At 62.6% G+C, this 13,407-nt stretch carries 9 protein-coding genes; 1 reads left to right on the top strand and 8 read right to left on the bottom strand.

All coding sequences use genetic code 11. The annotated features are described in order from the left end of the window. Nucleotides 1–3 precede the first annotated feature (3 nt). A complete protein-coding gene (locus ACE3TJ_RS12055; protein ID WP_374596417.1) occupies nucleotides 4–1,434 on the bottom strand; it encodes an amidase family protein in 1,431 nt (476 codons plus the stop codon). Between the two features lie 262 nt (nucleotides 1,435–1,696). Here ACE3TJ_RS12055 and dgcN point away from each other — a divergent pair, with 262 nt between their 5' ends. Next, complete coding sequence (dgcN, locus tag ACE3TJ_RS12050) at nucleotides 1,697–2,689, top strand: N-acetyltransferase DgcN (RefSeq protein WP_374596415.1); 993 nt, start codon at nucleotides 1,697–1,699, stop codon at nucleotides 2,687–2,689. 60 nt (nucleotides 2,690–2,749) lie between these two features. Here the strand turns inward: dgcN and ACE3TJ_RS12045 are convergent, their stop codons facing one another. The 7 genes from ACE3TJ_RS12045 to ACE3TJ_RS12015 all read right to left on the bottom strand — a co-directional run bounded on the left by ACE3TJ_RS12045 (nucleotide 2,750) and on the right by ACE3TJ_RS12015 (nucleotide 13,391). Further along, nucleotides 2,750–4,477 (bottom strand): amidohydrolase, encoded by a 1,728-nt coding sequence (locus ACE3TJ_RS12045; RefSeq protein WP_374596413.1) that lies wholly within the window; start codon nucleotides 4,475–4,477, stop codon nucleotides 2,750–2,752. 10 nt (nucleotides 4,478–4,487) lie between these two features. Beyond that, nucleotides 4,488–5,183, bottom strand: coding sequence for a ChuX/HutX family heme-like substrate-binding protein (locus ACE3TJ_RS12040; protein WP_374596411.1), 696 nt, complete (start codon nucleotides 5,181–5,183; stop codon nucleotides 4,488–4,490). A 55-nt stretch (nucleotides 5,184–5,238) separates the two neighbouring features. Next, on the bottom strand, nucleotides 5,239–6,753 hold the full coding sequence (locus tag ACE3TJ_RS12035; RefSeq protein ID WP_374596409.1) for a tannase/feruloyl esterase family alpha/beta hydrolase: 1,515 nt from the start codon (nucleotides 6,751–6,753) through the stop codon (nucleotides 5,239–5,241). Between the two features lie 302 nt (nucleotides 6,754–7,055). Beyond that, nucleotides 7,056–9,347, bottom strand: coding sequence for a penicillin acylase family protein (locus ACE3TJ_RS12030; protein WP_374596407.1), 2,292 nt, complete (start codon nucleotides 9,345–9,347; stop codon nucleotides 7,056–7,058). 74 nt (nucleotides 9,348–9,421) lie between these two features. Continuing rightward, complete coding sequence (locus ACE3TJ_RS12025; protein WP_374596405.1) at nucleotides 9,422–11,755, bottom strand: penicillin acylase family protein; 2,334 nt, start codon at nucleotides 11,753–11,755, stop codon at nucleotides 9,422–9,424. Nucleotides 11,756–11,766: 11 nt separating this feature from the next. Further along, on the bottom strand, nucleotides 11,767–12,654 hold the full coding sequence (locus tag ACE3TJ_RS12020) for a VOC family protein (protein WP_374596403.1): 888 nt from the start codon (nucleotides 12,652–12,654) through the stop codon (nucleotides 11,767–11,769). Continuing rightward, complete coding sequence (locus tag ACE3TJ_RS12015) at nucleotides 12,651–13,391, bottom strand: aspartate/glutamate racemase family protein (protein ID WP_374596401.1); 741 nt, start codon at nucleotides 13,389–13,391, stop codon at nucleotides 12,651–12,653. Before ACE3TJ_RS12015 ends, ACE3TJ_RS12020 begins: the two co-directional genes overlap by 4 nt. Between the last annotated feature and the right edge of the window lie 16 nt (nucleotides 13,392–13,407).

The raw sequence follows: 13,407 nt of genomic DNA, 5'->3' as shown, positions 1-13,407 counted from the left end.
GGATCATGCCTCCACTTGCGTGCCTTTGCAATTCTCGGGGTTCGCCACGGAATAGCGCGGCCAACGATCGGCCCAGGGCGCCGCGGCCTCCAGCTCGAAAGCCAGTTCGAGTAGCAAGTCCTCGCCGCCGCGCGCTGCCGTGAACATGCTGCCGATCGGAACGCCGTCGGCTCCTTCGAACAGCGGCAGTGAGAGCGCGGGAAGGCCCGTGAGGTTCTGGAGCGGCGTGTACGACACGTAATCAAACATCAGCGCCCAGATATCCTCGAACGTGCGCGTGGGTGCGAGTTCGCCGATCCTCAGTGCCGGATGGCGGAGGACAGGTGACAGGACCACATCGAAGTCCTCGAAAAACCGCGCGAACGCGGCCGTTCCTGCCGCTATGTTCGTATAGGCGCGATCAAGGTCTGTCGCCGTAAGCAAGCCCGCATCTCGGGCCAGATCGAGTGTCCAGGGTTCAAGCGTTGCCTCCGCCTCAGCGCTGCCGAACCGGGCCGCAGTCTGGTTCACGGCATCGCGCGCAAGATAGCCCCACAGCGTCTGGAAGGCGCCGGCCATGGCCGGTCCGTCCGTGGGCAATGCAGCCGTTTCCACGTTGTGACCCAGCGCGGCGCAGAGATCAGCAGCACGGCGCAGGACGTGACCCACGGGTTCGGAGGGCGCGTTGCCGTCCAGATTCTCGGCGATGACCGCTACACGAAGCCGGCGCTGCACGTGCGCTTTTGCCTGCTGGAGCCGCCCCGCGCCGACGGCCGCCGCCCACGCGACATCGCGCACGCTGCGGGACAGCAGCACGTCGCAGGCAATGAAATCCTCGATGACATGATGCTCCCGCGCGCGCAGATTGCCGCCGCGCCCGGGCTTCAAGCCAACGAGGCCGCAACAGCTGGCCGGGATGCGGATCGAGCCCCCGCCGTCCGCAGCGTGCGCCACCGGCACCATGCCGGATGCGACAGCCACCGCCGCACCGCCGGACGAGCCCCCGGGTGAGCGGTCGAGCGCCCACGGATTGCGCGCCGCGCCGTAGAGAACGGGTTCGGTCGTCGGCAGAAGTCCGAACTCGGGCGCATTGGTCTTGCCGATCGGCACGAGCCCGGCTGCATCGAAGCCTTTCGTATAGGCGAATGCGGTCGTGCCCGGCGCGGCATCGCGGTTCGATCGCGAGCCTGCACGGTTGGGCATACCCGGATAGTCGAGCCCGTCTTTCAGCAGCCACGGCACCCCCGCCATTGGACCCTTAACGTCGACCGCGCGCGCGCTGGCGCCGGCATCATCCCGAAACGTCATGGCGTTGAGCAGCGGATCCAGCGCGTCGATACGGATAATCGCGGCCTCGACGAGTGCTTCGGGCGGGATTTCGCCGGAGGCAACGAGGGCCGCCTGGCCATGTGCGTCAAGCTTTCCGATCGCGAAGGCATCCGCCGTACTCAACACTCTTGTCGCTTCGCGCATTCCAAATCGTCTCCCTGGTGGCAGGCATATGCCTTCGGCCCAACCATCGACCGTCCGAACACGGAAAGCTTCGCCGATCGGAAGGTGCGCTTGACGATTCGGTGCAGCGCGCAGCCCGGTTTCCCAACCGCTAATCCGCTGCGCCGTCTGGCAAAGCGCCCGCGGGGCAAGCATGGCAGTTCCATGCCGAGCCGAAGGTTTTCACGCCTTCGGGCAAGGATCAGGTCATTCAGGAGCGCGGCAGGTGCGGACACCCTATCTTCTTTTTCTCGGCGATGCGCCGGAGTTCAGCATGATCAAGACGGCCGCCGGCATCCGTGAATGGCGCCCGGAGTTCAGCCGCGCGCAGTTCCGGCTTCCCGGCTGCGGCGTCGACCTCGGCTTGCCGGATATGACCCCGGCCGAAGCTGCGGCCGAAGGCGTCGGCACGATGGTGCTCGGCGTCGTCAACGTGGGCGGTTTCATCCCGGAGGTCTGGCTCGCGTCGATCGTCGCAGCGCTTGAGGCCGGCCTCGACGTCGCCTCGGGTATGCATCAGCGGCTTGCCGACATCCCGATCATTGCGGAAGCAGCCGCCCGCCTCGGCCGGACGATCCATGACGTGCGCCAGCCGAAGCAGGTGTTCACCCCGGGGAACGGTGCCAAGCGCAGCGGCAAGCGGCTGCTCACCGTGGGTATCGACTGTGTGGTCGGCAAGAAATACACCGCGCTCGCCATCGAGAAGGCCATGCGCGCCCGCGGCATGAAGGCGGATTTCCGCGCGACCGGCCAGACAGGCATCATGATAGCGGGCCACGGCGTTGCCATCGACGCAGTCATTGCGGATTTCATCTCGGGGGCCGCGGAATGGCTCTCCCCGGCAAACGACCCCGATCACTGGGATGTGATCGAGGGACAGGGCTCGCTCTTCCACCCCTCCTACGCGGGAGTGACGCTCGGCCTCATTCACGGCAGCCAGCCGGATGCCATCGTCGTGTGCCATGAACCTGTGCGCACGCACCTGCTTGGCCTAGACTATCCGGTTCCCGATCTGCGGACCTGTATCGACGCGAACCTTGCAGCAGCCCGTCTAACAAATCCTGAGGTTCGAGCGATTGGGATCAGCATCAACACCAGCAGGATGGGTGCGACTGAAGTCGATCAGGTTGTGAAGGATATCGAAGCTGAAACCGGTCTGCCGTGCTGCGACCCGATACGGCATGGTGCGAGCAAAATCGTGGACCTGCTCGATGCGTGAGAGCCTGAAGACAATGAAGGCCGACAGGACCGATCCGCAGAACGAGCGGAAGGCGTCAAACTAATTGCGAACGTGGGCGGCCTTCCCGTGCGAGAACGTCATATCGACAACGAGGTCTGCCAAATCGTCTTGAGGTAGAGCGAGGGCTCGGCTCAAAACCACGATATCGGCGACCTTGCCTTGCTCCAACGTTCCAAGCTCGCGTTCCGCACCAAGCGCGAAAGCCGCGTTTCTCGTGTAGGCCGCCAGGATAACCGGAAGATCGATGCGCTCAGCGGGTTCAAGCACGGGCGCATCGGCTGCCACACTTCGCGTCATCGCGTGGCGCATCGCGGCCAACGGATCGTCCGTGGATACCGGCCAGTCGCTGCTGCCGACCAGCATGGCACCGGCATCGACGAGACTGCGCGCCGGGTACATGTACCGGAAGGTCTCCGCGGAGACGAAGGGCTTCACGGCCTTTACCGTGTAATCGTCCGCCACGGCCCACAGCAGCTGCATGTTGGCGATCACGCCGAGTTCGCGGAAGCGCGGAATATCCGTCGGCGATATGGCCTGAAGATGCGTGATCGCATGACGGCGATCCCCGGCGCCGTTCGCTCTGCGCGCCGCAGCGATCGCATCGAGCGAAGCCCGGGTCGTATAGTCACCGATGGCGTGAACATGCAGGCGGAAGCCCATCTTCTCGACGCGTGCGACGAACCGGGCAAATTCCTGCGGATCGAAATAGCGTTCGCCCCGGTTGCGCGTGGGCTTGCCCGCAGTATCCAGATACGGCTCCAACATTGCGGCAGTCTGCGTCGGATATTCGATCGCGCCGTCCGGCAATACTTTCACGCTGTCGATGACGAGCCGCGGCGACTTGCTGCCGAAACGCGTTCTCAGATCGGCAAGGCGTTTGTAAGTGTCCGATGTATCGCGGATATCGGAAACAAGCCCGACATGAATGTTGAGCGGCGGCAGCTTCCGCGCGATCTGCTTTTCGTAAAGCGCAAGCTCTTCCTCGCCAGCCTTCGGTTCGAAGATCGTGGTGATGCCGTGGCGCGAATGCATCGCCTGCGCCTGCGTGAGCAAGTCGAGCCGTTCGTCTGCGGAAGGTTTGGGAATGGCGCCGAGAACAAGCGCGATGGCAGGCGGGTCCTTGAGAAAGCCGGTCGGGTTCCCAGCCGCATCGCGCTCGATGACCCCGCCCGCCGGATCGCGCGTATCGCGCGTGATACCGGCAGCCGCAAGCGCGCGGCTGTTCGCCCACGCCGTGTGATAATCGCTCCCGCGCAGAACAAGCGGTCGGTCGCCGACCATCGCGTCGAGATCGCGCGCGGCAAGGACCAGTCCCGACGGATTGATCCCGAGCACTTCCAGCCAGCGCCCGGGTCCTGCGTTGCGGACGCGGTCTTCAGCATCGCACGCCCGAACCCTTTGCGTGAGTTCGGCGCGTGAGAGTACGCTGTCGTCCAGCTTGCACTTGCCGAATTCAAGGCTGCCTTCCGCACTGTGGATGTGCGTATCGATAAAGCCGGGCAGAACGGCGCGGCCTTCAAGGTTGATGACACGCGTGCCCGGCCCGGTCAGTTCGGCGATTTCCGCTGCGGTGCCGACAGCGAGAATACGCCCGTCCCGCACTGCGACGGCCTCGGCGCGCCCATCATCGGCCGTCATGGTCAGAACCTGGCCGCCGGTCAGGACGAGGTCGGCAACGTCCGCGTCTCTATCCGGAGCGCACGACGCAAGAGCCAGCGCCAGCAATACGCCCGCAGCCGCCCCGGAACGACGTGTTGCCGCCTTCACGCCCGGCCGCCTACTGACACGCGCGCGGCAGGGCTTCGACAAGCGCCCGCGTGCGCTCGAAGCCCTCCACGGCCTTCGGATCCGGATCGTATTTCTTCACCGAGGCGTAGACGCCGACCACACTGTTTCCGTCATGATCCATGAAATTTATGCCGCGCGTGCGGTAGGCGGGATCGTCGGTCGGGATGTCTGTTGCGTAGACCGCGGCAATCTTGTTCATCTGGATGTGAGACTGCAGCCCCTTGGTGCCGTCGGCATAGGCGTCGAGATAACCTTCCTCGGCATCCGGCTTGATGACCGGAACCTTGCCCTGCACGATGAATGCGTGCTCGCTCGAAGGCGAGAGGATGACGCGCACCATGGTGTCGGCACCCCAGCCGTCGATTGACTTCCAGAGAGTCTGGAACTGCTCTGCATTGATCAAGGCGCCGACCTGCATCTCGGGGAAGATGCCGCTCGCCGTTGTGAATTCGGAGAGCTGCAAATCCCGCGCAACGATCGCGAGTGGATCGCCGGGATAATCCTTGACCTCTTTGCGGATCCGCTCCGTCTGCGCCGCGTCGGCGCAGACGGGCGTGGCGCTCGCCGGGGCAGCACTGGCAATGTCTTGCTCGGATTTTTCAGGGGGCGCGGTTTCGGACGCGGTGCACGCCGCGACCATGACAGAAAGCGCGGCCCCAATGAAAAGACGGGAGTAAGGAAGCACGGTGGAATTCCTCATGGATTGGAGTTCAACTTCTGTGTGGGCTTACGCCCCGGCACTATGGCTGCCGGGGTTCGTAGCTCGATGCCGCGTTGATATCGCCCTTGCCCTTGTAGCGGGACAGCGTCGGATAGGGATACATCGGGCGCGACCGGCGCGGGGTAACGTCGGCCTCGTCGTGCATCACCAACTCGGTCGGGCGAATGCCCTTCTCGACCCAGTTTTCAAGCGCGGTCAGCGCGTCATACTCGTAGGGCGCGTTGCCGCCGCTGCCGTGCACCATGCCGGGCACGACATAGAGCTGTGCGAAGTCATTGGTGGCTTCCCCGCCGCCCATCGCAGCGCGCATCTTCTCGAACCAGTCCGCAGTCATCGCCGGAGACACCAGCGCGTCCGCCCAGCCGTGCACGATGATCATCTTGCCGCCGCGCGCCTTGAACGCGTTGTAGTCCGTGCTGTCCGCGTCGAGGATCTTGCCCATCTCTTCGACGCCCGCGAGTTCGGACTCATAGTCGAACGTCCGCCAGTCGAAGTCGGGGCCCTTGGCGTCGCGGAACACCATGTACTTGAGGCCGGTGCGCGCACCGTCGAGCACATAGGCAGGCTCGGGCGAGTCGGGGTAGAGCGCGGCAGGCCAGTCGATCTCGGAGCCGCGATCGGTGCCCCACGGGAAGTTGATCTTGCCTTTGGCGTCCCGCGCGGGCGCGTAGACTTTGCGCAGCGCCTCGACCTGCGGCATCGTGAGACAGGTCGCCTCGTCCTGACCCCGCTTACACGAGATCGCGATGGGATCCCACTTGCACTTGCGCGGATCGTCGATGATGCCGTCCTTGAGACCATCGATCGTGTCGCAGGCGGCAACCACGGCCTTGTGGATCAGCGGCAGCTTCTCGGAGTCCATCACCGCCGTGTCGCCATCCGGATAGACAGCGCGTGCAAGCCACGGGAAGTGCGCGGCGTTCTTCCACTGGTAATACGGCACCGGCGCCTTTGCGAACACGCCGTCGAAGTCTTCGGGATAGCGCGTCGCCGACAGAAGCCCCGCGTTGCCGCCCTTCGAGAAGCCGGCGATGTAGGAGTATTTCTGCGGGCGGCCATAGAAACCCTTGATGAGCGCCTTGCCGGCCTGCGCGCTCACGTGGTTCGCGCGGTAAGCGAAGTCGATGCGCACATCGACATTGTTGTAGGCCCACACGCCGTCGAAGGGCGGATCGCCATAGTGGCCGCCATCATTGGTGATCACCGCATAGCCCCGGTTCAGGCCCGGCATCATCGTTTCTTCGTAAATCGACCCGCACCAGCCTTCGCAGGCCGCAAGCAGGAAGCGGCCGTTCCACTTATCAGGCGGCGGCAGCTGCATGATGAACTTCACATGCGGCGTCATATAGCCTTCGACGCGGCAGTGATCCGGGTACGTCTCCAGCATCGGCGTCGGCGCGCCCTGCGAGTGCCCGCGCTTCTTGTAACGGATACGGATATCCTCGGGCGTCTTCTTCCCGCTGACGACAAAGGCGTCGACCACGCGTCCCGGCACGTCTCCAACCTGCTCTAGTGACAGCGTGTTGAGTGCCATGCACGCATCCACGAACGCCGGCGCCGGCTGAGCGGGTGCCGCTTCGAACGCTATCGCCGGCGAATTTACCCCCGCAGCGACGAGTGAAATTGAAAAAACCGCCTGAAACGCACGCATTTCTTCCCTCCGATGTTCGCATCGCTGACGAAGGCGCCCTCCCGAGGCGCCCGACGAATATGCTATTTATTTCGATATTATTTGTTATTCAAAACCACAAAGCCGTAAATTTATATATGACAGGCCCTGTAATATCGATTTTTCCGATAGGCGCCCGGACAAGCCCGGGCACCTATCGGCAACCCTCATTTCCGGGCGTCGAGCGTCAGCACGGTGGTCTTGACGATGTCCGCCTTGGCCAGTTCCTCCTGCGTGAACGGGAAGCGGTACATCTGCTTGTTGGCGAACATTTTCATTTGCGTTGTGCGCCCTTCCGATTCCGTGCCGGTCTGCCCGTGGGTCAGCAGCACGTCGGCCTGCATCTTGCCCTTTTCCCATCTGACGAACTGCGCGTAGGACGTACCGAACATGATGTAGGGGAAGCCCCCCTTCTCGAGCTTCGGCGGCTGCTCTCCGTTGAGGATGCCTTCCTGATACGATCCGCCATGAACCGGAATCCGCCCGCTCGCCGTATCGGCGTAAAGCGCCTGCCCCCACGGGGCGTCGGCACTGAAGCCAAGCTCCGCCAGTTCCCTGACGGAAGCGCCGATCGCCTCCACGATCGCGGGCGCGGTCTCGGGCGTGATCGAAAGCGGGCGCTTCACCTGCAGATCGACAGGATTGTTCGCCGGCAGCACGGTCTTCATGGCGACCAGCCTGTTCCAGAACTGGTGGAACAGAAGCGCGCCCCGGCTGTCCGCGTTGTTCTTTCTGTCCCAGTTCCGCAGAACGGCGCAGCCCGCCTTCGTATCCGCTGAAACGGCTCCGGCACAAAGCGCCAGAATATCGTCGAGCCATTCTTCAGCCGCGAAGTTGCGATTGTCGAAAATGACCTCCCATGCCTCTTCCGGTGTCACCACGCCATCGGCGCTGACCTCTTTCATTCGCCGCGCCGACATCACATGGCGAATATTGGCTTCGGGCACGTCCGGATTTCCGAAGAAGCGCGACCGGTTCTCCTGAACCTTGCCGAATTCCGTATATTTATAGCTGTTGTTGGTGTTGTGGATGATGCCGCGTGAAAAGATGTTCGGATAGGCCGATAGCGGAGCCCTTAACGGTCTCCCGTCGGTATCACGGAACGCACAATCCCGGCGCGATCCGTCCACGATGTTGAAGAGCACGGAATCGCCGCCGACATGGCATTGCCGCAGAAGCTCATCAGAGCCCGCCAGAGTCTGCACGGATTCCACGAACGCTATGCCGCCGTGCCTGTCGCCCGCCATCAGGTGCGACGGCACGCCCCTGTTTTCCTCGACCGCCTTGACAAACTCCGCAACATTGCGCGCCTTGGTGGCTGCCAGGAACTGGTCCAGCCCAAAGGCGCTGCCTTCGTTCGCGTCCGTATAGGCGTACCAGCCCGCGGGCCTGCCCGGCCCGGCCTGCACCTTGTATAGCGGCCCCAGCTCCGAATAGGCGGCCTCGAAGGTCCGAACCGAAATGCTGCCGTCGGAGTTCAGAACCTCGATCGGGATTTTGCGTATTTCCAGCGGTTTGCGAACACCATCCATTATGTAGTGCGGCCGCGCGCCGGTGGTATCCACGGTCATCAACTGCCGCACGTACGCGGTCACGCTCTGGCCCGCGTCGAGAATCGTCCAGGTCACGTCCTTGTTGAAGCCGACCCATGGGAGCGGAAAACTCCAGAACGAGGCACCGGCAACATCGATCTCGCCCGGAATGGTCAGGTGGAACGGATGCAGCATGAGCCGAATCTGATTTTCGTTCTGCACCCACGCGGAATGCGGATTCGCGAAGAGCATAGCGCCCTCACCCTTGACGACATCACCGCCATAGGCCCACGCGTTGCTGCCGAATCCGGCTTCGATCGAAACCGGCGTAATGGCCTGAGCCTCCGCGGATCTGCCGGCATTGCTCCAGGCCGTACCGGACGTCAGCATCTCCGGGCCGATCTCGAAGCCCTTTGAGATGACCATCAAGGACAACAGCGAACGGGCGATGTCGGAATCTTTAAAGGTCGGGATATGGATGCCGCCGCAAAGCCGGGTTTTCTCATCGGCAGAAAGTGTGCTGACATAGCGGTTGAGGCCCGCAACGAAGCCGCGCAGATACTCTTTCGTCTTGGGCTGCAAAACGTCCAGCGCCCGCTGTATCAGCGCATCCGGAAACTGCGTGCGGTAGAGAATGTCCGACGTCAGGTTCGTCATTTTCAGGAACCCGATGGTGATGCCCGCATCCGCCCCGTACCAGCGCGAACGCTCCCCGCGGAACGTCAGCGCACGGCCAGCCAGTTCGCAATACCTGTCGCCCGCCAGTGCATAGCCGTATCCGAAGCCGAGACTTTCGTAATCGGCGGCTTTGATGTGAGGGACGCCAAGCCGTGTCCAGCGGATTTCCACCGTACGTTCGGGGCGCGTTTCGGCCATGCCCCACGAAGGCACCGTCGACACGAGCAGCGCAGCGCAAAGTTTTGTCACCGTTGACCGAATTCGCATTTTCGTTCGTCCCTTCATGTGGCGATCGTCCCCGACACACCGGTATACCGCCGAAGTCATCGCTTCAGGCGTACGACCTTCGTGAATTTCTCTTTGCCCAGATCCTTCTTGCCGAAGGGATAGCTGTAGAGTCTCTTTTCAGAGAACATCTTCAGCTGCTCCGTTCGGCTTTCCGAATCAGCGACCGGATTCTGCCCGTGCGCGAGCAGCACGTCGGCGACGACCTCACCCTTTTCCCACCGCACGCGCTGGAGATAGGCCGTGCCGAACTCGACACCCGGGAATCCATCCTTCGTCAGCGGCAGAACCTGTTCGACGTTCAGCAACCCCTGCTGGATCGAACCGCCGTGCAGCGGAACATTGCCGCCTCCGGTCTTCGCGAAAAAAGCGCTTCCCCATTCCTGTCCGGGCTGGAAACCGAGATCCCTCAGCTCACCGACCACCGACGCGATGGCCTCCAGTATGGGCGCGCGCATCTCGGCGCTGATCGCCAGCGTCTGCCTCGGGAACGGGTCAACCGGGTTCGTCGCGGGCAGAAGCCCCTTCAGCCGGCTCAGCTTTCCGTTCCAAAGCTGATGGAACAGGATCGCGCCGCGGCTCTCCGCATTGTTCTTGCGGTCCCATGCCTTCAACACCGCGCAGCCGGTTCGTGCATCCTCCACCAGGGCGTCTGCGCACACGGCAAGAATGTCGTCGAGCCACTCTTCGGCTGCGAAGTTCCGATTGTCAAAGAACACGTCGAGCGCTTCATCCGGTGTCACGATGCCGTCACTGCTGACATCCCGCATCCGGCGTGCAGACATGATAACGCGGGGATTGTATTCCGGTATCCGGGGATTGCCGAAAAGGATTCCGTAATCCGCCATCTCCTGGCCATACACGGAGTATTTATAGCTGTTGTTGGTGTTGTGAATAATGCCGCGTGTAATAGCCGACGGATAGCGCTCCGCAGATGCGATACGCGGCAGACCATCGGCACGCCTGACGGCGCATTCGCTGCGCGACCCATCGAGAACGATCGGATGGAGCATCGTGCTGAACGCCTCGGGCAGTTTCCCGCCGCCGTAAAGGCAGCGTTCGATCTGCGCGTCGGTCAGGTCAAGCGCCGGTCCCGCCTCGACATAGGCGATGTCGCCATGGCGATCACCCGCGACGAGATGTGCGCCGAGCCCACGATTGGCTTCCACGGAAGCCTTGAATTCTCCAACGGACGCGGTTCGTGCGATCGCAAGAAACTGGTCGAGACCCCGCGCATTTCCGTCGCCCACGTCGGTGATGGCGTACCAGCCTTCCGGGCGCCCCGGCAGAGCCGGCAATTTGTAGATCGGCCCGAGTTCGGAATAGGCCATGTTGAAGCGCCGCTCGGAAACACGTCCGTCCGCTTCGAGAACGGGAATGGTGAGCGGCCGGATTTCCAGCGGCCTCCGGACACCGTCCCTCACGTAGCTCGGCTGCGGCCCTGCTTCGTCCACCTTCATGATCTGCTGGACGTGCCAGGTGATCGTCGCCGCCTGAAGAATGCTCCACGCCACATCCTTGTTGAAGCCGACGAGCGGAAACGGAAGACCAAGGAAAGCGACGCCGGCAGCATCGAGCTTACCCGGAATCGTGAGCCGCACCTGATGCATCGAGAGCCAGTGATCGTTCCAGCCCGAGTGCGGATTGCCCATGAGCATCGCACCCTTGCCCGCCACGACATCGCCGCCATAGACCCAGGCATTGCTGCCCATGCCCGTCTTGCGCTTGGCGTACTCCGCGAGAGCGACAGGGTCGGCATCGCGCGGTGTCATCCGCGCCGCCGCTTTTCCATTCGACCACGCCGAGCCCGAAAGTTCGGCGGAAGGGACCAGATACCGCGCCTTCCCGGTGTTGCCGATCGACATCATCACGCGGGCGATATCGGCTTCCACAAACGTCGGAATCGGCTTCCCGGCGCACAGTACCTTGCGCTCCGCAGACGGCAGTTTTTCAACATAGTGATTGATGCCCGCAACAAAGCCACGCACGAGATCGCGCGTCTCGGGCTTCAGGTCACCGAGCGCCGTCTTCACCAGCTCATCCGACAGCTGGACACGGAAGAAGAGATCGGAGCTGATGTTGTTCGTCCGCAGGAAGCCCGCCATGGTTTGGCCATCGGCCCCGTACCAGCGCGATCGCTCACCGCGCAGTCCGATGACATGCTCCGCAAGCCCGCAGATCCGGTCCTGTGCCATGGCATAACCGTAGCCGTAGCCGAGATCCTCATGGTTCCGCGCGGTCACCTGCGGAACGCCGTATTTCGTCCAGCGTATCTCGAGCGGAGCGGCCGTTGCTGCTCCTGCCGAAAGCCATATCGAGACAAGCGTCGCCGCTAGAACGGTTGCGCCGAACTTTGGGGTTCCGGCTTTCATCGATCCGCCTTTCAATTTTGATCCGCACCGGGATGAAGCGACAGACGCTCCGGCCCGGAAAACACAATCAGGCTGCCGAGACCGACATCCGGCGCCACGCACACCGTATTTCCGCGTTCATGAAATGGAACATCGCCGCCCTTCAACGCGTCGCGCAGCTGATCGAGGGATGCCACTTCGATCTCGTAACCGAGATATTGCGCGCCCGCGTGCGGCAGCTCCACGCCAAACCGTTTATGCACCGTCTCCGGTCGGAGAATCTCCAGCATGATGTCGCCCGACGGATACACGCGTGAACCGTTCTCGCCATCCTGCCCGTCGTAGCCGAACAAGCGCGAGAACACTTCGAACTCTGAGGGATTCTCTGCAATCGCCAAGACCTTCCTGATCCGAAGCGCGCCATTCGGATGCCGGGTCCAGTCCTCGCGAAGGTAGAGATGCAGATTGTAGTACTTGCACGCGTTGAAGCGCAAAGCCATGTCGACAGGGAAAATCACATCGAACTCAGGGAAAACCGAAGCCTCTCCCGGAATCTTCCACTCTCGTTTCGCATGGGCGGGCGGCGCGCTCTCGAAACCCTGCTCCAGCATCAAACCGTGAAACGCTTCGATCTCCGGCGCAACGAGGACCATAGAGCGGATACCGGCATCGCCTGACAGAACCGCTTGCATGGCCATCGGCAATATTCCGCGATCATACGGCGACATCAGTTCGATGAAATTGGCCTGACCGGCACTTTGAGGCTGCATGAGGATCATGCGGTTGGCAATGCCCATCGATTCGATGTGGCTGACGGGCGAAAGATAGAATCCCATTCGCTCGAACAGCGCCCCCGCGCTGCCAAGATCGGGGACATAGGTCAGCAGGTGGTCAATTCGCGCCGTTCCGGCATTCGTCATGATTGTGCATCCATCGCGGTGTCATAGAGAAAGCTTGCGTGCAGCGCGGCGGCATCGATAATGCCGGCGGCAGTGTGATCAGGCCGAAGCAGCAGCGGCAGTTCCGTACAGGCAAGAACGATGGCTTCCGCACCGTCGCTGCGCAGCGCGGCGATCGCCGAATCCATGACCGCGCGTCCATCGTCGTCGACGATACCCTGTGTCAGGCGCTCGAAGATCAACGCGTCGAGCCTGCCTTGCATGTCGGCATCCGGCCGAAGGATCTCGCGCGCGGCCTGCCCCGCCATGCGATCGAGCAGAAACGGCGCCGCAAGCGTCCTCGACGTACCGAGCAGACCCACGCGCAGGATATTCTCGGCTGCAAGCTCCGCCGCTGCGGCATCGAATATGTGCGGCACCGGAATCGAAAGCGCAGCGGCAACAGCCTCGTGACAGCGGTGCGCAGTGACGGCCGTCAGCCCCACAGCGACACAACCTGCGGCTTGAAGCCGTCTGCCGGCAGCAATGAATTCCGCTTCGACCTCATGCCAGGCGCCGCGCCCACCCGCTTCGAGAAGAGGCGCGAATTCAAGCGAGTCGATCATCAGCGCCGCATTGTGATGCGCGCCGCAGCGGGTCTCGGAGATCTCGTTGATCTGCGCGTAATAATCGGCCGTCGACCGCCAGCTCATACCGCCGATCAACCCCAATCGGGGAAGCCGGTCGGTGCGTGGATTGGAGGACATGGGTTCAACCATGATCCGCTGCTTATCC

This window comes from Sphingosinicella sp., from assembly GCF_041916975.1.
Classification (GTDB): domain Bacteria; phylum Pseudomonadota; class Alphaproteobacteria; order Sphingomonadales; family Sphingomonadaceae; genus Sphingosinicella.
Note: the sequence above shows the minus strand (reverse complement) of the source record. Positions and strands in the feature narration are given on the sequence as shown.